The sequence below is a fragment of the Glutamicibacter nicotianae genome, from assembly GCF_016907615.1.
Taxonomy (GTDB): domain Bacteria; phylum Actinomycetota; class Actinomycetes; order Actinomycetales; family Micrococcaceae; genus Glutamicibacter; species Glutamicibacter nicotianae.
Genome location: NZ_JAFBCH010000001.1, coordinates 3,350,709 through 3,373,323 on the forward strand (window position 1 = coordinate 3,350,709; position 22,615 = coordinate 3,373,323).

Genomic DNA, 22,615 nt, shown 5'->3' on the forward strand with positions numbered 1-22,615 from the left:
TTACTGTCATTGGCTGTTTTTGTTCTGATCCTACTGATATCAATCATCATGTCGTTGCCGAGTAACGTACTTGTTTCTCGTGATGGTTCCCCACTGAGGCAGACTAGCACCGAATTACTCCCACAGGGATGGGCCTTTTTTACCAAGCCCCCAAGCGAAAGCGAAATTGTTCCTTTTTCCGTGGGAGCTAATTCAGGGCCGGTATCAGCGTTAGCTCCGCCTCAGGCGGAACTCAAAAACCTCCTCGGGCTATCGCGCGCGCAACGTGCACAGGGGCCTGAATTGGCTGGCTACGTTAACGAGATTACCCGGTGGGTAGACTGCGATTCGAACGAACCCCAGATTTGCGCCGAAGATACCCTGGATAAAGGAATGACCCCTCAAGAGTTCGATGCAATAACTCCTGCTCCCACATTATGCGGGAAAGTCGTTGCCCTCGAGACCGAGCCAATTCGGTGGTCATTTAGAGAATTTTCCTCGTCGACACGCACTGCGAAGCGGGCGGCAATCATGGAGGTGTCATGCTGACGGTGACACTTCAACGAATCCATAACGCGACCCAAAATTATTTAGGTGCGGATCGCTGGGTCGGGACAGGAAGATCACTAATCGCCATCGCACAGCTAACGGTTCTTTGCTTTACGCCAACTCGTTTTCTTTTTGTGCCAATTGCTGGCGAAACTCCAAAACCACAGTGTGATGGATGGAAGAGCCTTACTGCATACTGCCTCGGCAATGAGGAATCACGTCCGTGGATCACGGTATTACTTATTGCCATACTCTTATTAGTTATCGTAGGAATTTTTCCCGCACTAACGGCCGTGCCACATTATTGGGCAACGATTTCCATCTCAACAGGAATCTCACTTCCTGACGGTGGCGAGGCCGCAGCACAAGTGATCACCCTGTTCTTGGTTTTCCTGCTAATCGGTGATCGCAGGAGAAGCCACTGGGACAGTGCGTCGTTGAGAACCGCCCCGCAGGGTCCAATGTTGGGATTCACGTGGGCCGCTCATTGGGTAATTCGGCTACAGATGGCATGGATATATATTAATGCCGCGATTCCCAAACTTTCCGTACAGGAATGGAAAGACGGAACTGCGATCTACTACGTAACTCGTGGAGAATTTTTCGGAGCACCAACTCATCTCCAGAACGCGGTTCATTGGGTAACATCCGTGCCCTGGCTCGAACTTTCTCTGACGTGGGGAACAATCGCTACTGAACTAGCGATCGCCTACTTCCTGCTTTTTGGGAAAAATCGCTTTCGGTTGGTGTCTTTAGGCCTCTGTGTAGCCTTGCACGTCGGAATTATTATCGTCATCGGTCTTTGGTCCTTCGCTCTAGTGATGATTGGCGGAGTTGTCGCAGCAATGGCAGGAACTCCTGCGAAAATGCCAACTATTGCGATACGTACCCGTGTATCGGAGGTACCTGAAGCACCAACTACAACCATCCCGGATGAAGATGCTCATCGCGTACGTGACGAGCGATTAACAACCTCTATCTAAAGGAAGAACCATGGAAGATCTGGCATTTGGAGCTCTCGTCGTAAGTATCCTGTTCGTAATCATCTGCGCGCTGTTGGCATATATGAGTCGAACAGACTCGCTTTCCGCTAATCGCGTCTTCGGGCTGAAAACCAAGCACACTCTCGCTTCCGACGATGCTTGGAAAGCTGGGCACAGGGCGGCCAACCCCATCTTATGGGGCACGGTAGCGGTCGCAGCCGCAAGCGCCATCACTACCGGACTGTTGATGGCACTCGGAAACGCTCACGTGGCCGGAGTGGCCGGTTGGGTAGGCGTCCTGATCAACGTCGGCCTTCTCGTTTATGCGACTTCGGTGGCGAACAAGGCTGCACGCGCCGCATGATTCTGTATTGAAACGCTTGCGAACAATGGAAGCTATGTATGGTCAGACGCTCCTTCACCCCAATATGCGTTATTGCAGCAGGGAACGTCCATCTAATTTAGCCTATGCAACTTCCTGTGTCGCCACTGCACCCAATTCACGGACTGCCTAGATCCTGGATTATTCGTGACTTAACATTCCGATTTTGACCAACCAATTAACACCATCGAGGGCTCCGCAACTTATGCGGAGCCCTCAACTGGCCCGTCCAGTGAAAAGTCCATATTCCTGCGTTCACATTCCCTTTGGCTGAAGGTCGCTCGCTGCACGCGCGCCACGTCGTCGAAGCTTGAACCGACAGCGCCGCCCATCAATCCCAACGATGAGGCAAGCCAGGCGAGGTTGAAATACTCTGCCATGCCAACTTGGTGTTCCAGCTCGGAAGCCAAATACTCCTGGTCAATGACCACCACTGAACCGAGCCATAGAGCCAGGAACAGCAGGATGTACATGGTGCCTGCGGCTATGCCGACGGTGAGCAAGGTGGCTGCGTTATAGACCACCAGCTTTTCTCGCCGGCGACTGCCCTGCGGGCTCTCCCATAACCGATTGTGCAGCAGTAGCCACATGGTCAGAACAACGATGCTGAAGACCGTGATCACCGCCAGACGCGGTGTCGACAGGTAATCAGCCATGGACCAGATGCTGGTGTAGAACACGCCAAAGGCACCGGTGGCTACGGCGCCAGCCATGGCTGAGGATAGCCTCGGCACCAGTCTCCACGGCCTGTTGCTTCTGACCATGCCTCCGATGAGCAAGATCCGCCCGCGCAGCCCCTCAATACTGGTGGCCCGATCTTGGGACTGATCTCCGTCGGGAAGACTGCCTTGGATGCTGATGGTCTTGGCTAGTTGAGAGCCGGTGCGCAGTGGTTCCTGACCGGTCGTCAGCTCTTGCACGAGTTCGACGAGGTGTTGTGCGAGGACTCCGATTCTGCAAAAGCCCATCGTCGGCACGCTCAACACCGCAGAAGCATCCTGCGGACTGATCACCGAACGCACGGGGCGTTCCTGTACATAGTGCGGTACATCGGTGAGATAGATGATGAAGTCCCAACCGTGCCTTTCCCTCAGTTCCGGTACTTTGTTGTTCAGCGCCACGCGTCCGCTGTCCCCGAGCGGCAGGGTATAGGTGTCGCTGTAAACCTGCCATTCGTAGTCGGATTCATGACCGTGGTTAAGCTTGATTTCCAATCGCTTGGAGACGCGGTTTGATAAGGCTCGGGCGATGCCCGGATCAGCGATCAGGCCGACGGTTCGCTGGGATTTCGTCGGCTGATTCATTTGGTCCTGATTTCTTCTTCAGGGTCCTGCTGGCCAGCAGCACTTTCATTGCCAAATCTGCGCAAGGGGTCAGCCGAAGGTATCCGTAACAGTGCGTGGAAAATTGGTTCGCTCGAACAAGCTTTCATCGGCACAGTCCAACATCTTTTACGATGGCTTTCATTGCCTATCATGCATTGGCAGGTGGCGTTAAGGATCCCGGCGTGCAACGCACAGTAAGACTTATTCCAGGCTTCCCTCTAGCCTCCGACTACGAGTGGTCATATGATGAAAACCAAATACCACAATACGAAAGTTGGAATCATGTCAGAACTGTCCTCCCCTTTGTCTGTCGGCCAGCAAGCGCCAGACTTTTCCCTACGCAACGCTGAGGGTCAGACCATAGCTCTGTCCGACTACGCCGGGCAGAACGTCATCGTGTACTTCTACCCCAAGGCTGCCACCCCGGGCTGCACCACCGAAGCCTGCGATTTCCGCGACAACCTCAACTCGCTGCGCAGCTCCGGCTACGCGGTGCTGGGAATTTCCCCGGATGAGCCGGAAGAGATTGCCAAGTTCGCCAGCGACGAGGCACTGAACTTCCCACTGCTTTCGGACCCGGGCAGCGAAGTAGCCAAGGCCTACGGCTCCTATGGTGAGAAGACCTTCGGGGAAAAGACCTTCGTGGGCACCCTGCGCTCCACCGCGGTTATTGGCCAAGACGGCACCATCAGCCAGATCGAATACGGCGTTGATGCCCAGGGGCATGTCAGCCGCCTGCGCGATTCGCTGGGCATCTAGCACCAGCAAAAGTGCCGTGAACTGCAACGGTCCTGCCTCCCGAGTTTTTCGGGAGGCAGGACCGTTGCAGTTTTTCGGCGGCTTAGCGGCCGGCGATCTTCACCAGCTTGTGGTTGATGAATTCGTCCATGCCGTACTTGCCCAGCTCGCGGCCGATGCCCGAGCGCTTCACTCCCCCGAAAGGCAGCTCAGGGTAGGTAGCGGATGGCTCATTGATGGCCACCATGCCGCTTTGCAGCTGCAGTGACACGCGCTGCGCGCGTTCCATGTCCTGCGTGTGGATGGAAGCTCCCAGCCCGTAGTCGGTGTTGTTGGCCAGGGCCACGGCTTCCTCTTCGCCGTCCACCTTGTAGAGCACGGCGACAGGGCCGAAGAGCTCTTCGGAGAACGCACGCATCTCGGGAGTCACCCCGGCCAGCACGGTCGGTTCGTAGAATGCGCCATCGCCCTGGATCGGCTTGCCACCGGCCAGCACCTGGGCACCCTTGTCGATGGCATCCTGCACCTGGGCGGCCAGTCCGTCCCGGGCCGCGGCCGAAGACAGCGGGCCGAGGAAGTTCTCTGGCTGGGACGGGTCGCCCACGGTGATCCCGGAGACCTGCTCCACCAGCGCTTTGGAGAAGTCATCGTAGACCGAGGAGTCGACGATGAAGCGCTTGGCGGCATTGCAGGCCTGCCCGGTGTTGCCGAAGCGTGCACGCATGCCCAGCTTGGCGGTGCGCGCCACGTCTGCGTCCTCGAACACCATGAATGGATCCGAGCCGCCGAGTTCCAGCACGACCTTCTTCAGGTTGCGTCCGGCAATTTCCGCCACGGCAGCGCCGGCACGCTCCGAACCGGTCAGCGAGACGCCCTGCACCCGGCGGTCCGCGATCATGTCCGCGACCTGCTCATTGGTGGCAAAGATGTTCACGTACGCGCCCTGGTGCGCACCGGCTTCGCGGAAGATCTCTTCCATGGCAAGCGCCGACTCCGGGCACTGCGGAGCGTGCTTGAGCAGGATGGTGTTGCCGTTCATCAGGTTCGGTCCGGCAAAGCGGGCCACCTGGTAGTACGGGAAGTTCCACGGCATGATGCCCAGCAGCGCGCCCACTGCTTCCTTGCGCACCAGCGCCGTGCCGCCGGAGGCGATTTCCAGCTCCTCGTCCTCCAGGTACTTCGGGCCGTTCTTGGCGTAGTAGCGGTAGATTGCCGCCACGATGCCGATTTCGCCCAGCGCCTGCTTGATGGGCTTGCCCATTTCGCGGGTGATGATCGCGGCCAGTTCCTCGGCTCGTGCCTCGTAGATGTCGGCCACGCGTTCGAGCAGGGCGACGCGCTCCTCCAGCGCGGAGACCGACCACTGGGTGTAGGCGTTATGCGCCTTGGCCATGGCTTCCTGGATCTGCTCATCGGTCGCGGTCGGGTAGGTTGCCTCGACGACGCCGGTGGCAGGGTTGGTTACCGCATACATGCTCATGCCGCTCCTTGGATTTCGCATCGATTAGTGTCCACAGCTCAGTCTGCCAGCAATGCCTGGGCGTTTGGCAAGCAGATGCCGCCGGATGACCAGTATTCATTGCAGGAATGATTCAGCTGTACTCAGCCGAGTCCGTGTGGGGCACTGCCGTCACCCTCGCACAGGCAAGCCCAAGGTTTCTGCCACTGTCTTGACGAGGGAAAACATGATTCAGTGCCCGAAATTTCCGACGCACGACACAGGTTGGAACCGCGCATGGATCTAATTAGCTAAGCTAACTACCTGACTAGCGCATCGAAAGGGAAGCACTCAAATGAACCACTCGCCACCACCAGTCCAGCTCATGTGGTTCCGCGATGACCTGCGCACCACAGATAATCCAGCACTAACCTCCGCCTTATCCGCAGGACCAGTGATCGCAGTATTCATTCTTGACGAGGATTCCCCGGGCATTCGCCCATTGGGTGGTGCGGCCAAGTGGTGGCTACACCAGGGGTTGAAAAGCCTACAGGCGTCACTGGAGGAACTGGGCATTCCGCTTGTCCTGTCCAAAGGTTCAGCGGACGAGAAAATCACGGATTTGGCCAAGCAAACCAAGGCCGGGGCTGTTCACTGGAACCGCCGTTATGGTCAACCGGAACGCGAGGTGGATACCCAAGCCAAAACCGCACTACGCGACCTCGGACTCGAAGCTCACAGCTATCCCGGCACGCTATTGCACGAACCGTGGGAACTGATGACCAAGAACGAAACCGGCTACAAGGTCTTCACACCGTTCTACAATGCCTTGCGCGACAGCACCATCAGGCCCCCGCTCCCAGCACCTGCAGCCCAAGATCACGTCACCGAATCGGCAATCCCCTCCGGTCTCGAACTGGAAGATCTCGAACTGATGCCGGCAACAACGGATTGGACTGCAGGTTTGGCAGAGCGGTGGGAACCCGGCGAAGCGCCTGCGCGCCAACGGCTCGAAGAGGTCCTGGAATCAATTGCCGAAGACTATCCGGTTCACCATGACCGGCCCGATCTGGACGGAACTTCCGCCCTGTCCCCTGCGCTGCGTTGGGGGCATCTGGGCGCCCACGAAATGTGGGATGCTCTGGGCCGGCTTGCCGCTGAGAATCCCAAAGCAGCCGAAGGGGCCACCGCAATGCGGCGCCAGCTGGCCTGGCGGGACTTCTGCTGGCACCTGTACTACCATCACCCGCACCTGCCGGAGCGGAACCTTCGCGCAGAGTTCGACCACTTCGACTGGGCGTGGCCGGAGGACGATCCGCAAACTTCGGGCCACGTCGACGCTTGGCAGTGCGGTAAGACGGGCTTTCGCCTGGTCGACGCGGGCATGCAGCAGCTCTGGCAGACCGGATGGATGCACAACCGGGTGCGCATGGTTGCAGCCAGCCTGCTGGTCAAGAACCTGCAGGTGCATTGGAAGGTCGGCGAGCGCTGGTTCTGGGACACCTTGGTGGATGCGGACATTGCCTGCAATACCGCCAATTGGCAATGGGTTGCTGGCAGCGGCGCCGATGCTGCGCCGTATTTCAGGGTCTTCAATCCGGAATTGCAGGCCAAGAAATTCGACCCGCAAGGAAGCTATGCCTCCCGATTCGCACCGTTGGCCGCGGAGCCCATCGTGGATCTGAAGCAATCGCGGCGCAAGGCATTGGACGCCTATGAGCAGATGAAACTCCGAGGGGATGCAAGCTGAAGAACTCCTGCGCACGAAGGTCCTCGCGCGGTAATTGGCGCCGTTGTCGGTGACCACCCGGACCAGGCGATTGATGCCGTGCGCAGCGAAGAAAGCACGGGCTCGGGAGAAGAAGGCGATGGTGGTCGCCGCGGTCTCGTTCTCGAGCGCCTCGGTGTAGGCGAGGCGGGAGTAGCCGTCGATCGCGGAGTGGAGGTAGGTGTAGCCCACACGCTGGTGGCGTGCTCGGGTGCTGCCGCGGCCGTGGAGTCGCCAGCCTCCACCGTCGGGGATCTGGCCGACCTTCTTCACGTCCAGGTGGAGCATGTGGCCCGGGAAGCGGGCGATGATCTTCCCGTTCTCTCGGTTGTTCTCCCCTGTCGTGTCGAGGTCTCGGCGGCGGGAGATCCCCAGCCGCTGCAGCCATCTGCCGATAGTGCGGACGCAGTAGTGGTAGCCGCGGCCGGCGAGTTCCAGGGAGATGCGGCGAGCAGACCACTTGCGGTCCCGTCGCCAGGCGTCGATGAGCTCGAGGACCTCGGTCGGCAGCCGCGACGGGCGCCTGGCCGGAGCACTGGAGCGGTCCTGAAGAGCTTCGATGCCGTCGTCGCGGTAGCGGTGGACCCACTTCGTGAGTGTGGAGCGGGCGATGCCTGCTTCGGCGGCGACGTGGGCTATGGGACGGCCATCGGTTTCGACACGTTCGACCAGGCGGAGCCTTCCGGCAGGGGTCAGCGGCGAATTACGGTGGGTCATGGAACGGGTCTCTTCCAGCAGATGGACGGCTTCAGCACCACCCATCGTGCCGGTCAGGGACCCGTTCCTTCATCCCCGATCCGTGACTACAACGTCATGACCCGCAACACCTAGTTGTCCTCGGGAGCATGTTTGCCAGTTCAGTTGCCGTTGCGGCGGTTGCCAGTATGGGGTTGGCAGCCTCGTCCGCCGGAGAACTGGCGGTACCTCATTCCGAACACGGCATTCATCATTCGGGAGACATCGACCCGGGAATCATGGAAAAGATGAAACAGGCTGAACACCAGCACCACTAGCCACAGCCCGGGGGCCAGTGCCAGGTATCCTACTGGCCCCCCATGGCCGAGGATTGCTGGCTAGGCCCGCGGATCAACGATGATCTTCACGTGTTCCTCGTTGTTGTTGATCAGCTGGTCAAAGCCTTCGGAAATAAGCTCATCAAGTCCGATGCGCCCGGTGATGAACGGTGCCAGATCCAGCTTGCCGCTTTGCACCAATGCAATGGTGTCCGGATGGTCATTGGCGTAGCCAATGGTGCCTCGCAGGTCGATTTCCTTCAGCACCAGCTTGGGCATGTCCACTTGAGGCTTATGCCCCCAGATCGAGACGTTGACGATCACCCCGCCGGGAGCCACCGCGTCCAGGAGCATGTCCAGCACCGCCGGGACCGAGGAGCACTCGAATCCGGCATCCGCACCACGGCCACCGGTAGCTTCGCGCACCTTCTCGGCCACGTCCCCATCCCTGGGATCGAAAACCTCGTCGGCAACCCCGGTTTCCCGTGCCTTGGCCTTGCGGGCCTCGGAGAGCTCCGAGATGTATACTTCCAGGCCCTTCGCCTTGAGCACCGCTGCGGTCAGCAGGCCGATCGGGCCGGCCCCGCCCACGATGGCCACCTGCCCGGCTTGGGCGCCCGAGCGGACGAAGGCGTGGTGGGCCACGGACAGCGGCTCGATCAGCGCGGCTTCATCCAGTGGGATCTTGCCGATGGGATGCACCCAGCGGCGTTCCACGACGATTTTCTCCGATAGCCCGCCGCCGCGGCCGCCCAGGCCGATGAAGTTCATGTCCCGGGAAAGCTGGTACTGCTGGCCTTCGCCGGTGTCCACATCCTCGTGGATGATGTAGGGTTCCACCACGACGTTCTCGCCGACTTCGAGGCCGGTGACGCCCTCGCCCAGGGCGGTAATGGTTCCGGAGAACTCATGGCCCATGGTCACCGGCGCGCTCTCCCCCGAGATCGGGTGCGGATGCCCGGCCGACGGGATGAAGATCGGGCCCTCCAGGTACTCGTGCAGATCGGTGCCGCAGATGCCGCACCAGGCAACATCGATGGCCACCGTTCCGGGCTTCAGCACCGGCTCATCGATGTCTTCGATCCGGATGTCCTTTTGGTCGTAGTACCGTGCTGCTCGCATGGCTCCCCCTCGAATCTTCCTGCCTGTTCCCGACCGGCCCAATGCCGATCGGTGCTTCCAGCACCCAAGCTACCGCGGCCGCCAGGATTTGAGAACCGTTGCAAGAGGTTTCACCCGATGGCCTCAGCAAGCCATCCAGTCAATGCCCAGCCAGCAACGCACGGCCTGGTTAGCGGCGCACAATGGACTATGGACATCATGTCGGCGGCGCAGCGTTCGCGGCTCATGTCGCGCATTTCCAGCAAGAACACCGGGCCGGAACTGGCCTTGCGCCGATTGCTGCATGCCGCCGGGTACCGTTACCGCGTGCACGGCATCCTGCCTGCACAGCAAGTTGCCCAGCTGCGCTCTTTGCATCCCGGGATCCCGTTGCGGGGCGGGAAGCTCCCCGGTTCCCCGGACCTCGTCTTCAGTGCCCGGCGCAAGGCGATCTTCGTCAACGGCTGCTTCTGGCACGGCCACGACTGCCCGGTGGGCCAGCGCCGCCCCGCATCCAATACCGGCTATTGGCATCCCAAGCTGGATGCCAATATCGCCCGGGACAGACGCAACCGCAGTGACCTTGAAGCGCTCGGCTGGGAATCGCTGACGCTCTGGGAGTGCGAGCTGAAGTCGATGGATGGCATCTTGCACAGGGCAGCAAGCTTCCTCGGCCCCGTCCGCATCGCACAGAGCGGCGCCACCGCGCAAGACCCCTCCAAGGGCACCGGGGTTGGCTAAGATCGAAGAGTCCAACCGGGACATGGGTACTGCCGCCGCCAACGGCTCGAACCATGAGGCCTGCCATGGCCTGCCCGCAGCAAACCAACACGTTCCCCGAGGTCCATGAAAAACAGCACGTCCCGCTTCGAAGTCCCGGTACTGCTGGGAACACAGACGCTGTTCAATATCGGTTTCTACGCTGTGGTTCCTTTCCTTGCTGTAGTGCTAGCCAACGACTTCCTGCTGGCAGGTACCGCGGTGGGCCTGATCCTGGGTGTCCGGACCTTCGCCCAGCAAGGGCTCTTCCTGGCCGGAGGCAGCCTGGCCGATCGCTTCGGCGCCCGGCGCATGATTCTCATTGGTTGCGCGGTACGCGCCGTGGGGTTCTCCACACTGGCGGCCTCGCTGTCCTTGGGCGACCCGCAGCTCTGGCTATTTATCCTCGGTACATTGCTCACCGGATTCGGCGGAGCGCTCTTCTCCCCGGGCCTGAGCATTCTGGTGGGCGCGGCCCAGACCGCGCGCGACAGGGGCCAGGCCACAGGAGCCAAACGGGCCTCCCTGTTTGCCTGGCTGAGCCTTACCGGAGAGATTGGCGCCGTGACCGGACCGCTGGTCGGGGCTGCACTGTGGGGCTGGGGGTTCGCAACAGTTGCAGGCTTCGGGGCGCTGTTCTTCATCGCCATCGGATTGTTCCTCGCTGCAGCCTTGCGCCGTCCCGCCCCGGACAGTTATTCGCGCGATCGCTCGGAAAGCCCGGCACAGCCGAAGCACCAGCCCGGCAGCCTGCGGCGCTGCCTTGCGGACCGGAAGTTCGTGGCGTTCTGCGCCTTGCATGCCTCGGACTTGCTGGCATACAACCAGCTCTATTTGGCCATTCCCCTGGAATTGCAACGCACTGGCATGCCCACCCAGTGGCTGGGACTGGTATTCGCTTGGATCTCTATACTGACCTTGGGCTTGCAATTGCCCGTCGCCTGGATCGCTGCACGGATCGGCGCGGCGGCGACCCTGCGTTGCGGGTACTTCTCGAGCGTTTTGGGATTTGGCGTGCTGGCGTTCCTCCCGGCCTCTGCCTTCGGCGAGCAGACTGGTCCGATCCGCATTCTGTGCGCGGTCACTCTGCTGGCTTTGGGGCATATGAGCGTGCATCCCACGGCCTTGTCGTTGGTTCCAAAATTCGCCGGGCACCGCGCCACTGGATCCTACTTCGGCCTGCTCGCCAGCTGCGGCGGCCTGGCTGTGCTGGTGGGGAACATGCTGGTCGGGTGGCTGCTGGCGCAGGCCGGCCGGGATCTCATCCCCGGCTTCCTGCCTTGGCTTTTCCTCATGCTCCCCTTGGGCCTTGCTGCTTGGCTCGCCACATTACTCGTGCGACGCTCAGGTGTCCTTGCCCAGGGTGCATGAACTGCGACACATGACGCCTAATCTGCGAAAAATTTCCATACGGCACCCCAACTTTGCACTACTCAGCTTCAACTCTTACAGAACGCTGCACGGGTGCTTTCCTTCCGGTTTTCAAGCGGGGTAATTATCAGCAAGACAAGGCCGCTAATTAGGGTACGCTTACCAAGGCACTATTGCATTAGATGCCAATCCATCACGTAATGCCGAAGGATTTCCATGAAACTTGGACGATTGAGCGCTGCCGCAGGATTCGCGGCCCTTGCCCTCGCGCTGGCCGCCTGCAGCTCTACCTCCGCCAGCTCCGCTCCGGAGAAAGCAGCGGACCCGGAGGCCCGGGTAGTCGTGGCCAACTTCCGTGCCCCGGTCTCCAATTGGGCGCTGGAAAGCGACGACGCCTACGTGCTCTCCATCGCCGGCTGCCTGGAAACCCTGGCCAAATACGACCAGGGAACCAAAACCGTCGAACCGATGCTCGCTACCTCCTGGAAGCAGTCCTCGGACACCGAATGGGACTTCGAGCTGCGCAAGAACGTGGAATTCCAAGATGGCACCATCATGGATGCCCAGGCCGTAGCCGCTTCACTCAACCATGTGCTCAAGGCGACCGCACCGGCCCGTGCGGTGAACCCCAAGACCATCAAGAAGGTTGAAGCCCTCGACGCTGATACCGTGCGGGTCACCACCCCCGGCGCGGATCCGCTGCTGCCCTACCGCATGGCCAGCGTGAACGCAGGTGTGCTCTCCCCTGCCGCGTACACCGGCAAGGGCATCGATCCGATGAATCATTGCACCGGGCCTTTCGCCCCGGTCTCCGAAAAAGCCGGGCAGTCCCTGACCTTGGACCGCAATGAGAATTACTGGGACGGCGAAGTGAAGCTGGCTGGCGGAGAAATCCGCTACATCACCGAAGGCGCCACCCGTGCCACCCAGGTGCAGACCGGCGAAGCGGACATCTCGATGTCCATCCCGGCCACCAGCCTGGCTACCCTGGAGGCCGATGAGCAGATCAGCGTGCTCAAGGCCGATTCGCCTCGCACCTCGACCCTGTACCTGAACAACTCGCGCGCTCCATTCGACAACCCGGAGCTGCGCAAGGCCGCCACCATGGCCTTGGACCTGCCGGCCATGGCCGCGAGTATCTACGAGGGCGCTGCGCAGCCTGCCACCGGCCCCTTTGCCCCGAGCGAGCCTTGGGCCAACCCGGATCTGACAGTGCCCCAGGTGAATCTCGAGGAAGCCAAGAAGCTGGTGGAAGCCTCGGGATACCAGCAGGAGAAGCCGCTGGAAATCATTGCGATCACCGAACGCGCGGAGTTCGCCGGGGTAGGCGCCATCATCCAGGAGCAGTTCAAGCAGATCGGCTTGCAGGCCAACGTAGTGACCAAGTCCTACGGCGCCGCGGAGCCCGATGTGCTGGCCGGCAAGTACGACATGATCCTCAGCCAGCGCAACCGGATGATCGACATCGCTGATCCGATCGGCTTCCTGCAGTCCGACTACACCTGCGAGGGCGGCTACAACCTGAGCCACTACTGCAATAAGGACTATGACAAGCTGGTCGGCCAGGCACTGGTGGAGAAGGATGAAACCAAGCGCCACGACCTGTACCGCAAGGCAGGCGATATCCTCGCCGAAGACGCCGCGAACGTCTGGCTGGTCAACGAGCAGGCAATTGACGCCGTGGGAGCCAAGGTCCAGGGCTACGTCCAGGACCCGCTGACCCGCTACGTGCTGACCAAGGATCTGGCGAAGACCAGCTAGCGTGTCTCCTCTAACCACCATGCTGCGCCGAGTCCTTGGACTCGGCGCAGCAGTTCTGCTTTCATCCTTCGCGGTATTCCTGGTCCCCTTTGTTTCCCCCGGGGACCCCGTGCGGTCCTTGCTGCGCGCACGCATGGACATCGGGGCTGCCGATGAGGCAACGGTGCAGGCCTACGCGGAGCAATTCGGCCTGCATGACCCGATGCTGGTGCAATTCGGAAGGTGGCTGGGCCGGTTCGCCACCGGAGACATGGGCATCTCGCATATCAGTGGTACCCCGGTAGCCGACCAGGTGCTCCCGGCCATTGGCGTCACCCTATCCTTGGCCGGCAGCGCCCTGCTGGTGGCCATAGTGGCCTCCATCCTTTTGGGCGTCCCTTCGGCGACCCGCGCCGGGCAATGGCCAGATAGGCTCATCACCTCCATCACCCATGCGCTCATTGCGATCCCTGAATACGCGCTGGCTCCGCTGCTGGTGCTGCTCTTCGCGGTGCGCTTCTCGCTGCTGCCCTCGGCCGGGTTCGGTTCCGCTGCCTCGTTGGTGCTCCCGGTCTTCATTCTGGCCTTGCGTCCCATCAGCTTCTTCACCGTCGCGGTGCGCTCGGGGGTGTGCCAGGCTCTGGACTCTGAACATGTGCTGGCGGCTCGTGCCCGCGGGCTGAGCAGCACCCAGGCTTTGGTTCGCCATGTGGTTCCCCACGGGCTGCTGCCATTGTGGACCATGGTCGGTGTCTGGTTTGCCGGGCTGCTGGGCGGCTCAGTCATTGTCGAGGTCATCTTTGCCATTCCCGGCATGGGCAGGCTGATCTTCGACTCCATCGTTGATGCTGATATCCCGGTAGCCCAGGGCGGCGTGGTGGTTGTCGTGGCCTGTGCCGTGGTGGTGACCGGAATCGTTGACCTGGTGCACAAGATCAGTGACCCCAATATGAGGATTGGTGTACGGCATGGCTAGGAATCATTCCAGGGAAATCCTGCTTTCACCTCCCGCGTTCATATTGCTGGCAGTGGTCATCCTGACCATCGCCGCCCCGTGGATTTCCCCTTATGATCCCAACGCCCAGAGCCTGGCGGACCGGTTGCAGGCACCCAGCCTGGCCCACTTGCTGGGCACTGATGCCCTGGGCCGCGACACCTTGAGCCGGGTGCTGCATGGTGGCCGGTTCTCGCTATCGGTAGCACTGATCACCACGCTGTTCTCGCTGCTGGTGGGCACCGCACTGGGCCTGCTCAGCGCGGTGCGCGGCGGGTGGCTGGATGAGCTCTTCCTGCGTGTGAACGATTTGCTGCTCGCGCTGCCCGAAATCGTGATTGCGCTGCTGATCATTGCGGTCATGGGTCCCGGGTTCTCCACCATGGTGCTTTCCGTGGGAGTTGTGGCGTGGACCCCCACGGCACGGTTGGTGCGTTCCATGGCGGCCCAGGCATTGAGCACCCACCATGTCGAGGCCTCCAAGCATGTGGGCGCTTCACACTGGTTTATCCTGCGCCACCACGTCCTGCCCTTCGTCGCTGGTCCGGTGCTGGCCCAGGCCGCATTGCGCTTCGGGCTGCTGCTCGTATTGCTCGGCTCATTGTCCTATTTGGGCATCGGAGTCCAGCCGCCGCAATCCGACTGGGGTTCGATGCTGGCCGAGGCCCAACCTCATGCGATCCGCTCCCCTTGGGGCATGATTGCGCCGGGCGCCGCCATCTTCCTGGTCAGCTGCTGCGTTACCCTCCTGGGCAATCGCATCACCCAAGTGCTGGGCGGGCAGGACGTGCTTGCCACCGAGGCCAAGGCGGAAACCCATGACTAGGGAACTTGAATTCATTGATCTCTCGGTCAGCTCCGGCGATCAGCGATTGCTTTCCGAGGCACGCGGCGCCCTGCGAGCCGGCGAATTGGTGGCGGTTGTCGGGCGTTCCGGTTCCGGCAAGACGCTGCTCACCAAGGCGATTATCGGCCTGCTGCCCCAGCAGTTGCGCGCTGAGGGGCAGATCCTGCTAGATGGCCAGCGCCTTGATCAGCTGGACGAGAAAGCCATGGACTCGGTGCGCGGACGGCGGATCAGCATGCTGTTCCAGCAGCCCAAGCGTGTGATGAACCCGCGGCTGACCATCCGCGCGCACCTGCTCGAAGCCCTGGGAGCCCACGGCCGGGGCAAGGCCCGCCAGCATGAGGTTCAGGTGCTGTCCTTGCTCGAGGAAGTAGGCCTGTCCCCCGCCAAGCAGATTGCCGGCAAGCGCCCGGACCAGCTCTCCGGCGGGATGGCCCAACGCGCCATGCTGGCCATCGCCCTGGCCGCTGACCCGGAGTTCATCCTGGCTGATGAACCGACGTCATCCTTGGATTCAATCCTCAAGGCCGAAGTACTTCAGCTCTTGCGCCGCAAGCAGCAGGAGCGCGGCGTAGGCGTCCTGTTCATTACCCATGACATCGCCAGCATCCAGCACATCGCTGACCGCGTCGTAGTAGTCAGCGACGGTCGGATTGTGGACCAGTGCCCCACCGCGCAAATCTTCTCCAAGGACCGCCACGCTAAAACACGCGAACTGGTCGAAGCCAGCTTGCCTCCCCAGCGCACTCCCCGCGTCAAGGATTCCGCATGCTTGCTGGAAGCGGTGGATGCGGGCAAGAACTACACGCGCCGTGCAAAAGGCCCGGCAGCATTGAAGCCCACGAGCTTGCGCCTGCACGGCAGCCAGATCCTGGGGGTGGTGGGCCGATCCGGCTCGGGCAAGAGCACCCTCGCCAGGCTGCTGGCCGGGTTGGAACAGCCAACCACCGGACGCATCATTCATACGCACCGCAAAGGCGAAGCAACACGGGTGCAGGTCATTGCCCAGGAACCGTATTCCTCCTTTGACCCGCGGCTTACCATCCGCACCTCGATGAGCGCCGCGGTGCACCGGCTGCCGGCAATCCAGGCCGGCGAGCGCATGGCGCAAGCCATGGCCCAGGTGGGGCTGCCCGGGGAATTGCTGGATCGCAGGCCGGGCCAGTGCTCCGGCGGCCAGCTCCAGCGGCTTGCTATCGCACGAGCTCTGCTGACCGAGCCGCAGGTTTTGATATGCGATGAATCCACGTCGGCACTGGATTCGGTAGCCCAGTGCCGCATCCTCGACCTGCTGCTTGATTTGCGTGAGCGAATGGGGCTGAGCCTCGTGGTCATATCCCACGACATGGACGTAATCCGCTACGTGAGTGATGACGTAGCGGTGTTCTATGAGGGCGAGCTGGTGGAGCATCGTCCGCTCGACGATTTCCTGGCTGCTCCGCAACACCAGCACAGCAAGGACCTCGTGGCCGCGCTGGACATCACCGCTGCGGTTCCTTCCGCCAGCTGATGACTTGGAGCGATTATAGATTGATGGGCTATGACCGAAAGTTCACGGAAGAATCCGTCCATCACCCGCCGGTTGCCATTGCTGGCCTTATGTGCAGCCTTGTTCTTTTCAGGCTGTTCGGCTCCAGCCCCCGAATCCGGCGACGGCAAAGAGACTGTTGCCGAGGGCACCCGGCTGGACAGCGTCGTTGAAGCCGGGACTTTGAAGGTCTGCACCACCGGCGATTACCGGCCCTTCACGTACCTCGACCCGGGAACCCGGGAATGGTCGGGAATCGACATCACGATGGCCAAGGATCTTGCCGAGTCCATGGGCGTCGAACCAGAGTTCATCCAGACCTCATGGAAGGACTTGATGCCGGACTTCCTCTCCAAGTGCGATATCGCCGTGGGCGGGGTGTCCATTTCCATGGAACGTGCCCAGCAGGCCTACTACAGTGAAGCCCCACTGGACGAGGGCAAGACGCCGATCACTCTGTGCGAGAACGTGGAGAAGTACGACACGATCAAGGAAATCAACCGGCCCGGGGTCCGTTCCATCACCCCGATTGGCGGTACCAACGAGAAATTCGCCGACGCGAATTATCTCGACGGTGAGATCATCCGCTTCGAGGACAACAACAAGATCTTCGATGAGATCATTGCCGGGCGTGCCGACGTAATGACCACCGATGCCTCGGAAACCCGGTGGGTGGCAAATGAGCACCCCGAACTGTGCGCGGTGCATCCGGATAAGCCGTTCAACTTCTCGCAGAAGGCCTACCTGCTGCCGCTGGGTGATGACAAGTTCCAGGAATACGTGAACCAGTGGCTGAATATGGCCAAGCATGACGGCACACTGGCAGCTGCCGAGAAGCCCTGGTTCGGATAACCGCCGCCGGAGCATGGCACTAAGCCAGCGGCCCCGCCCAATGCAGATTGGACGGAACCGCTGGCATTGCTATTCAGCTGGCGTTATCAGTTCTCCCAGAATGGGTAATCCGTGTATCCCTTAGGACCTTCCGTGTAGAAGGTCGCGAAATCCGGCTCGTTCAGCGGCAGCTGTTCCTTCCAGCGACGCACCAGATCCGGGTTGGCAATCGCAGGGCGTCCCACGACCACGGCTTCGCCCCAGCCTTCAGCGGCCACGCGCGCAGCTTCCTCATAGGTGGTGATCTCCGCGAAGCCGGTGTTCAGCAGCACCGGCCCGCCGAATTCCTTGCGCAGTGTCTGCACCAGCTCGCCGGCTGGGTCATGGTGCAGGATGCTCAGGTTGGCCAGGCCAAGAGCCCCGATGCCCTGGACCAGCGCGGTGTAGGTAGCCAGCACATCCGCACGATCGTTTTCTACCGCACCCTGGACATTGTGTTCCGGCGAAATGCGCAGCCCAGTCTTCCCGGCGCCAATGGCCTTGGCCACCGCGGTCACTACCTCGATGACAAAGCGGGCCCGGTTCTCCGGGGAGCCGCCATAACTGTCGGTGCGGGTGTTGGCCGAAGGCGCCAGGAACTCGTGCAGCAGGTAGCCGTTGGCGCCGTGGAGCTCCACACCGTCGAATCCGGCGGCGATGGCGTTGCGTGAAGCCGTGACGAATTCCTCGATAATCCTTGGGAGCTCATCGGTGGCCAGTGCGTGGGGAACCGGATAAGGATGCTTTCCGGTGTAGGTGCGCGACTCGCCTTCAACCGCGATGGCACTTGGTGCCTCGACGTAGTCGACACCGGTGGTTTCCGGGTGGGTGACGCGGCCAGCGTGCATGACTTGGGCAACGATGAGGCCGCCTTCGGCGTGCACCGCGTCGGTCACCTTCTTCCAGCCTGCAATCTGCTCCTCGGTGACCAATCCCGGCTGGCGGACGAAGCCCTGGCCGGCAAAGCTCGGGTAGGTTCCTTCGCTGACAATCAGGCCAAGGGATGCGCGCTGGCGGTAGTATTCGACAACGTCCGCGTTGGGAACGCCGTCCTTGCCTGAGCGTGAACGGGTCAGTGGCGCCATGACCACGCGGTTGGACAGCTTGAGGTCGCCCAGGGCTACTGGGGAAAAAAGATCCATTGGGTTGGACTCCTGAAGTGGAAATTGTACTTGCATTGCGTAACTACCGTTGCAAACAACTTATTCCGAGAGTTCCGGAAACTATGAGCTGAATCATTTTTTGTGGTGGCCTAAAAACTCAACCACGCTCTTCGGTATGGCGGAAGGAGAAACCAATGCTTCGCGAGCGGGCGAGAAACACGCGCCTCATCTTTCCACTCGCGAAGCGGTCAATTAAACGGCTGTGTAGCCACCGTCAACCAGGTGATAGCTACCGGTGATGAACGAGGCAGCGTCGCTAGCCAAGAACGCTACCAACGCAGCAACTTCTTCAGGCTTGCCCAGTCGGCCAATCGGGTGCTTCGACACCAAGGCATCGTAGGCTTCCTTGGGCATTTTCTGCAGGAGCGGGGTATCGATGAACCCTGGAGCCACGCTGTTCCCCCGGACACCTGAGGTTGCGTATTCGACGGCGGCAGTCTTACTCAGGCCCACCACGGCATGCTTTGTAGAGACGTAAGCGGAACTGCCGGCGAACCCAACCGAGCCGAGAATGGAAGCCATATTCACGATGGAGCCGCCGCCATTCTGGCTCATGGCGTTAGCCTGGGCTCGGGTTCCGCGGAATACCGCGTTGAGGTTGACCGAGATGATCTGGTCCCAGTCCTCGTCGGTGAGCTCGCCTACTTTGGCTGCCCGCCCGCCGATACCAGCATTGTTGACGCCAATCTGCAGGGAAGCCATGGCGTTGGCTGCTTTGATGGTCTCGTCAATAACGGCAGAGGAGCTTGCGTCTCCGACGATAGCTACCGCTTCCCCGCCTGCGGCTTTGATGGTTTCTACGGTTGCCTCGGCGGCCTCGGCATTGAGGTCTTGGACAACACCTTTGGTTCCGTTGGCTGCCAGGAGAATGGCAACCGCCTGGCCGATACCCGATCCGGCGCCGGTGACAACTGCCGAACGATCTGCCACATCATACTGAGCCATAGTGCACTCACTTTCTGCAACGAGATGGTCACGGGATTTCCGTTGGCCTCATACCTTGGACGCTACTCCGAAGCAGCGCAGAAGTCGATGACACGTCAATCAAACACCTGTCTGTTCCGTAACCTTCACAACATATGATGCACGCGGTGGGTCGTTCTGCCCATGAACTGCTCATCATGTGTGGAAAGGACCACCGCTCCACCTCGATCCAGCACGGAAGTGATGACTTCCTGAAGGACGGCTTCACCGGCTTCGTCCAGGGCTTCTGTCGGTTCATCAAGCAGCAGGATCTTTGGCTCGTGGACCAGCACAGTTGCCAGAGCAACCAGCCTGCGCGCGGATGCTGGCAACTCATATGGATGGGTCTGCGAGTAGGGTTCGAGGCCTAGTTGCGCGAGGACATCGGGAACCCGTTGTTGCAAGGCGCTTTTCTTTGGAATTCCAAAAGACACTTCCCGCAGGACGGTACGTTCAAAGAGCTGGTCAGAAGAGTTCTGCAGCAACAAGCCTGAGTCGCCCGACAGAGCCAGCGCTCCAGCCTGTGGTCTCAGCAAGCCGGCGATGGCCTTGAGGACCGTCGTTTTGCCGGATCCGTTATCGCCAGCCAGACCCAGACATTCGCCGGCTCGCAGCTGAAGGTTCAGGTTGCTTACTGCAGGCTCGGTGGCACCGGGATACGCCAGTTGTACTGAGCCCATATCCAATAAGATTTGTGCGTTTGCAGTCACCGGTTGTCTGTGAGGTATCTGGCCGCTGGGCTGCAGCAGATCCTCAGCTGAAATGCGGTGCAAAGTCCCCTCGTTTAAGCGCCAGAGGTCATCCGCTTCGCGCGCCCAGATTCCCACTGAATCGACAAGCACCACAAGTGCCGTCCCATTGGCACGGAGCAACTTGATCATTTCGAAAACCACCGCCGTGGCTTGCTTGTCCAAACCGTCCAGTGGTTCATCCAAGACGAGGACATCGGGTTCACTCATGGCCAAGGCAGCTAGGGCGACAAGTCGCTCCTGGCCGCCGGACAGCTGTTGAGGATGCCGTTCTAACAGGTGCTCAAGACGGAGTTTCTGCGCAAGTTCGGCGACTCGTTGCTGCATCTGCTCTCTGGGAAGCCCTGTATTTTCCATGGAGAAAGCCAGCTCTTCGGCGACCGTGCCACGGATGCCCGAGAGATAGTGGCCGGCATCTTGAGGCAATAGGCCTACGTGCTTTGCCCACTGTGCAACATCAACGCGCCGGGTGGATGTTGAAGAGAATTCAATCAGGGTTTCACCTACCCCGATGGATCCTACAAGTTCGTCCATACCGTGGCGCGGAAGTAGACCGGCGAGGATTGCACCGAGCGTTGATTTGCCAGAGCCCGAGGGCCCTGAAATGACGGTGAGGGATCGTGGACATACATCTAGCTGGATGTCATGCAGAACTACGTCAGTGCAGTCCAAATAGGCGTAGCTACCCAAGTCCAGGCCAAGTACCGAGGTCGACTGTTCAGAGAGTTTTCGATTCATATCTAGTGGCTCCCCATCCGCGCGAGCGCCAAGATCAAGACCGGTCCGAGTACTGCACACACCAGAGCCGCCCAACGGATGCCACGCTGGATTGAAGAATCAGGCACCGTACGCAAACGAGTCCGCGCGCCGGTGGCCGGGAACCCTCGCGCCGACAAGTGCACAGCACGGTCCTGGGCATCCTGCATCGAGGCAAGAACCAGTGGAACCGCACGCAGTCGTACGCGTTGGAACCAACCCGTGATGCCTTCCCTCATTCCCACTCTGCGCAGAGCCTGCGCTTCACCAATCTGGCGTTGCTTGTCCCGCATCTGCGGCAGCAAGAACAATGTCGCTGCCAGCAAATATCCCAACTGCGGCGGGACGGGCAAAAGATCAATGGCAGCTACCAACTGATGCTTATCAACGAGCAACCCACACAGCAGACCAACCACCACCAGAACTGCTGTACGCAGGCCCAAGGACAGCGCCACTTCCAGTCCATGAACGGTGACGCGCAACGGCCCCCACTGTGCAATGGCGGGTGAGGGATCCCTGGAAATTAATCCATGAATCAACAGCAAGGAAAGAAATGTTGGTAGCAGCATGGCACCACTGAGAACTGCCAACTTTTTCAGGTGCCCCGCCCATCCCGCGATGAGCAGGCACAGTGCCATGACAGCGCAACTCAACCACCATAGGCTGGCAGCAGTAGTCATGGTGATAACTGCTACCGCAATAGCCAGAATGGTGAATGGGTGAAGTTTGATGGTGCGGGGCATGGGTTTTCGCTTACTTGCTGACGCGCTTTCCCAAGACCCGGTAGCGACGGACAAAGGAGAAGCTGCCACTCAAGCGCTTTGGCAACGCGTACACCAGAAGGGCTGCGACCAAGAAGACCACTGCCTTATCCCCTGGATCCGAAATCAATGCCTGCTTGGTAACAGCAGAGAGCAGCGAGTCACCCATGGAGCTAAAGGCGGCAACCAATGCGCCGGTACCCACGCCCGAAGTGCCGCCGTAAACGAAGGTCGCTACTGGCGAGGAAACCACGCCAACGAGAACACCGGCAACTAGACCAGCAATTGGCGCCAGGTAGATGCGACGCAGTGCCCCGAAACGTGCAGCGGTTCCCGCAAGGAAACCGACCAGTGCGGCACCGGCTGCGAACGGCAGAACGGTGGGTGCGAACAGCGACCAAACCAGGGTGCTCAGTATACCGGTGGCAGCACCAGCACGGCGTCCTGCCAGGAAGCCGACAATGACCGTACCGATGGAGTCGATGTAGAGAGGGATCATTACCGAGCCGACAAACTGTCCAAGGATGATGTTCAACGCCAGTGCTACTGGAATCAAGGTCAAGGTGGAGACAGGAAGATCAGGCAATACGGCCAGCAACAGAAGAACGGCAGCTGCAAGGTAGGCGACGAAGGTCCCGAGAGCAACGCCCTGTCCCAGTCCCTCGACGATTCCCATGGGCTGAGTTGTAATCAAGGTGACGTAGGTGGCCACGAGGATGACGGTTCCTGCGATAGCCATGAGGCGGCGGCGAAGTGTTTGCGACGAAGTCTCGTCGGGCAACAGAAGATTTGATGACATGATGAGGCAGTCCTGAGGTACGAGTATGACTGCGCACCA

General features: G+C 60.5%; 21 protein-coding genes and 1 pseudogene. 13 read left to right on the top strand and 9 right to left on the bottom strand.

The annotated features are described in order from the left end of the window. Nucleotides 1-48: 48 nt before the first annotated feature. Genes JOE62_RS16820 through JOE62_RS16015 form a run of 3 tightly spaced genes read left to right on the top strand, consistent with a single transcriptional unit; the run spans nucleotide 49 to nucleotide 1,875 of the window. Nucleotides 49-528, top strand: a complete 480-nt coding sequence (locus tag JOE62_RS16820; RefSeq protein ID WP_413456420.1) for an SdpA family antimicrobial peptide system protein — start codon at nucleotides 49-51, stop codon at nucleotides 526-528. Further along, complete coding sequence (locus JOE62_RS16010; protein ID WP_204723140.1) at nucleotides 522-1,511, top strand: sporulation-delaying protein SdpB family protein; 990 nt, start codon at nucleotides 522-524, stop codon at nucleotides 1,509-1,511. The genes JOE62_RS16820 and JOE62_RS16010 overlap by 7 nt, the downstream gene beginning before the upstream one ends. Nucleotides 1,512-1,521: 10 nt before the next feature. After that, entirely contained in the window at nucleotides 1,522-1,875 is a 354-nt protein-coding gene (locus tag JOE62_RS16015) for an SdpI family protein (RefSeq protein WP_204723141.1), read from the top strand. A gap of 221 nt (nucleotides 1,876-2,096) precedes the next feature. Here the strand turns inward: JOE62_RS16015 and JOE62_RS16020 are convergent, their stop codons facing one another. Next, complete coding sequence (locus JOE62_RS16020; RefSeq protein WP_204723142.1) at nucleotides 2,097-3,197, bottom strand: GtrA domain-containing protein; 1,101 nt, start codon at nucleotides 3,195-3,197, stop codon at nucleotides 2,097-2,099. Nucleotides 3,198-3,500: 303 nt separating this feature from the next. Here JOE62_RS16020 and bcp point away from each other — a divergent pair, with 303 nt between their 5' ends. After that, complete coding sequence (gene bcp, locus JOE62_RS16025) at nucleotides 3,501-3,977, top strand: thioredoxin-dependent thiol peroxidase (protein WP_204723143.1); 477 nt, start codon at nucleotides 3,501-3,503, stop codon at nucleotides 3,975-3,977. Between the two features lie 82 nt (nucleotides 3,978-4,059). Here bcp and JOE62_RS16030 read toward each other — a convergent pair whose 3' ends face one another. After that, on the bottom strand, nucleotides 4,060-5,436 hold the full coding sequence (locus JOE62_RS16030) for an NAD-dependent succinate-semialdehyde dehydrogenase (RefSeq protein WP_204723144.1): 1,377 nt from the start codon (nucleotides 5,434-5,436) through the stop codon (nucleotides 4,060-4,062). A gap of 313 nt (nucleotides 5,437-5,749) precedes the next feature. On the opposite strand from JOE62_RS16030, the gene JOE62_RS16035 reads away from it, so the two are divergent. Further along, nucleotides 5,750-7,144: a cryptochrome/photolyase family protein gene (locus tag JOE62_RS16035; RefSeq protein ID WP_204723145.1), complete on the top strand. Its 1,395-nt coding sequence runs from the start codon at nucleotides 5,750-5,752 to the stop codon at nucleotides 7,142-7,144. 12 nt (nucleotides 7,145-7,156) lie between these two features. Here the strand turns inward: JOE62_RS16035 and JOE62_RS16040 are convergent. Beyond that, a pseudogene (locus JOE62_RS16040) lies at nucleotides 7,157-7,879 on the bottom strand (helix-turn-helix domain-containing protein); the annotation flags it as partial. A gap of 128 nt (nucleotides 7,880-8,007) precedes the next feature. On the opposite strand from JOE62_RS16040, the gene JOE62_RS16045 reads away from it, so the two are divergent. Beyond that, nucleotides 8,008-8,175 (top strand): hypothetical protein, encoded by a 168-nt coding sequence (locus JOE62_RS16045; protein ID WP_204723146.1) that lies wholly within the window; start codon nucleotides 8,008-8,010, stop codon nucleotides 8,173-8,175. Between the two features lie 60 nt (nucleotides 8,176-8,235). On the opposite strand, the gene JOE62_RS16050 is transcribed toward JOE62_RS16045, so the two are convergent. Then, nucleotides 8,236-9,297 (bottom strand): 2,3-butanediol dehydrogenase, encoded by a 1,062-nt coding sequence (locus JOE62_RS16050; protein WP_204723147.1) that lies wholly within the window; start codon nucleotides 9,295-9,297, stop codon nucleotides 8,236-8,238. Between the two features lie 117 nt (nucleotides 9,298-9,414). On the opposite strand from JOE62_RS16050, the gene JOE62_RS16055 reads away from it, so the two are divergent. The 7 genes from JOE62_RS16055 to JOE62_RS16085 all read left to right on the top strand — a co-directional run bounded on the left by JOE62_RS16055 (nucleotide 9,415) and on the right by JOE62_RS16085 (nucleotide 17,367). Then, entirely contained in the window at nucleotides 9,415-10,017 is a 603-nt protein-coding gene (locus JOE62_RS16055; protein WP_338085811.1) for a very short patch repair endonuclease, read from the top strand. A gap of 105 nt (nucleotides 10,018-10,122) precedes the next feature. Beyond that, a complete protein-coding gene (locus JOE62_RS16060; protein ID WP_204723148.1) occupies nucleotides 10,123-11,406 on the top strand; it encodes an MFS transporter in 1,284 nt (427 codons plus the stop codon). Nucleotides 11,407-11,622: 216 nt separating this feature from the next. Then, nucleotides 11,623-13,167, top strand: a complete 1,545-nt coding sequence (locus tag JOE62_RS16065) for an ABC transporter substrate-binding protein (RefSeq protein WP_204723149.1) — start codon at nucleotides 11,623-11,625, stop codon at nucleotides 13,165-13,167. A gap of 1 nt (nucleotide 13,168) precedes the next feature. Next, nucleotides 13,169-14,122, top strand: coding sequence for an ABC transporter permease (locus JOE62_RS16070; RefSeq protein ID WP_338085812.1), 954 nt, complete (start codon nucleotides 13,169-13,171; stop codon nucleotides 14,120-14,122). After that, nucleotides 14,115-14,966 carry an ABC transporter permease gene (locus JOE62_RS16075; RefSeq protein ID WP_239543450.1) on the top strand — a complete coding sequence of 284 codons (852 nt, stop codon included), beginning with the start codon at nucleotides 14,115-14,117 and terminating at the stop codon, nucleotides 14,964-14,966. The genes JOE62_RS16070 and JOE62_RS16075 overlap by 8 nt, the downstream gene beginning before the upstream one ends. Then, nucleotides 14,959-16,497 carry an ABC transporter ATP-binding protein gene (locus JOE62_RS16080; protein ID WP_204723151.1) on the top strand — a complete coding sequence of 513 codons (1,539 nt, stop codon included), beginning with the start codon at nucleotides 14,959-14,961 and terminating at the stop codon, nucleotides 16,495-16,497. Before JOE62_RS16075 ends, JOE62_RS16080 begins: the two co-directional genes overlap by 8 nt. Before the next feature lie 30 nt (nucleotides 16,498-16,527). Next, nucleotides 16,528-17,367 (top strand): transporter substrate-binding domain-containing protein, encoded by an 840-nt coding sequence (locus JOE62_RS16085; protein ID WP_204723152.1) that lies wholly within the window; start codon nucleotides 16,528-16,530, stop codon nucleotides 17,365-17,367. A gap of 86 nt (nucleotides 17,368-17,453) precedes the next feature. On the opposite strand, the gene JOE62_RS16090 is transcribed toward JOE62_RS16085, so the two are convergent. From JOE62_RS16090 to JOE62_RS16110, 5 genes are all read right to left on the bottom strand, one after another. After that, nucleotides 17,454-18,527 carry an alkene reductase gene (locus tag JOE62_RS16090; RefSeq protein ID WP_204723153.1) on the bottom strand — a complete coding sequence of 358 codons (1,074 nt, stop codon included), beginning with the start codon at nucleotides 18,525-18,527 and terminating at the stop codon, nucleotides 17,454-17,456. 213 nt (nucleotides 18,528-18,740) lie between these two features. Beyond that, on the bottom strand, nucleotides 18,741-19,493 hold the full coding sequence (locus tag JOE62_RS16095; RefSeq protein ID WP_204723154.1) for an SDR family NAD(P)-dependent oxidoreductase: 753 nt from the start codon (nucleotides 19,491-19,493) through the stop codon (nucleotides 18,741-18,743). Nucleotides 19,494-19,618: 125 nt separating this feature from the next. After that, on the bottom strand, nucleotides 19,619-20,998 hold the full coding sequence (locus tag JOE62_RS16100) for an ABC transporter ATP-binding protein (RefSeq protein WP_204723155.1): 1,380 nt from the start codon (nucleotides 20,996-20,998) through the stop codon (nucleotides 19,619-19,621). A gap of 2 nt (nucleotides 20,999-21,000) precedes the next feature. Then, nucleotides 21,001-21,759, bottom strand: coding sequence for an energy-coupling factor transporter transmembrane component T family protein (locus JOE62_RS16105; RefSeq protein ID WP_204723156.1), 759 nt, complete (start codon nucleotides 21,757-21,759; stop codon nucleotides 21,001-21,003). Between the two features lie 10 nt (nucleotides 21,760-21,769). After that, complete coding sequence (locus JOE62_RS16110) at nucleotides 21,770-22,576, bottom strand: ECF transporter S component (RefSeq protein WP_204723157.1); 807 nt, start codon at nucleotides 22,574-22,576, stop codon at nucleotides 21,770-21,772. Nucleotides 22,577-22,615 lie beyond the last annotated feature (39 nt).

Coding starts and splice junctions, on each gene's coding strand:
- JOE62_RS16820 (WP_413456420.1), top strand. CDS start 49: ATGTCGTTGCCGAGTAACGTACTTGTTTCTCGTGATGGTTCCCCACTG.
- JOE62_RS16010 (WP_204723140.1), top strand. CDS start 522: ATGCTGACGGTGACACTTCAACGAATCCATAACGCGACCCAAAATTAT.
- JOE62_RS16015 (WP_204723141.1), top strand. CDS start 1,522: ATGGAAGATCTGGCATTTGGAGCTCTCGTCGTAAGTATCCTGTTCGTA.
- JOE62_RS16020 (WP_204723142.1), bottom strand. CDS start 3,197: ATGAATCAGCCGACGAAATCCCAGCGAACCGTCGGCCTGATCGCTGAT.
- bcp (WP_204723143.1), top strand. CDS start 3,501: ATGTCAGAACTGTCCTCCCCTTTGTCTGTCGGCCAGCAAGCGCCAGAC.
- JOE62_RS16030 (WP_204723144.1), bottom strand. CDS start 5,436: ATGAGCATGTATGCGGTAACCAACCCTGCCACCGGCGTCGTCGAGGCA.
- JOE62_RS16035 (WP_204723145.1), top strand. CDS start 5,750: ATGAACCACTCGCCACCACCAGTCCAGCTCATGTGGTTCCGCGATGAC.
- JOE62_RS16045 (WP_204723146.1), top strand. CDS start 8,008: ATGTTTGCCAGTTCAGTTGCCGTTGCGGCGGTTGCCAGTATGGGGTTG.
- JOE62_RS16050 (WP_204723147.1), bottom strand. CDS start 9,297: ATGCGAGCAGCACGGTACTACGACCAAAAGGACATCCGGATCGAAGAC.
- JOE62_RS16055 (WP_338085811.1), top strand. CDS start 9,415: ATGGCCTCAGCAAGCCATCCAGTCAATGCCCAGCCAGCAACGCACGGC.
- JOE62_RS16060 (WP_204723148.1), top strand. CDS start 10,123: ATGAAAAACAGCACGTCCCGCTTCGAAGTCCCGGTACTGCTGGGAACA.
- JOE62_RS16065 (WP_204723149.1), top strand. CDS start 11,623: ATGAAACTTGGACGATTGAGCGCTGCCGCAGGATTCGCGGCCCTTGCC.
- JOE62_RS16075 (WP_239543450.1), top strand. CDS start 14,115: ATGGCTAGGAATCATTCCAGGGAAATCCTGCTTTCACCTCCCGCGTTC.
- JOE62_RS16080 (WP_204723151.1), top strand. CDS start 14,959: ATGACTAGGGAACTTGAATTCATTGATCTCTCGGTCAGCTCCGGCGAT.
- JOE62_RS16085 (WP_204723152.1), top strand. CDS start 16,528: ATGACCGAAAGTTCACGGAAGAATCCGTCCATCACCCGCCGGTTGCCA.
- JOE62_RS16090 (WP_204723153.1), bottom strand. CDS start 18,527: ATGGATCTTTTTTCCCCAGTAGCCCTGGGCGACCTCAAGCTGTCCAAC.
- JOE62_RS16095 (WP_204723154.1), bottom strand. CDS start 19,493: ATGGCTCAGTATGATGTGGCAGATCGTTCGGCAGTTGTCACCGGCGCC.
- JOE62_RS16100 (WP_204723155.1), bottom strand. CDS start 20,998: ATGAATCGAAAACTCTCTGAACAGTCGACCTCGGTACTTGGCCTGGAC.
- JOE62_RS16105 (WP_204723156.1), bottom strand. CDS start 21,759: ATGCCCCGCACCATCAAACTTCACCCATTCACCATTCTGGCTATTGCG.
- JOE62_RS16110 (WP_204723157.1), bottom strand. CDS start 22,576: ATGTCATCAAATCTTCTGTTGCCCGACGAGACTTCGTCGCAAACACTT.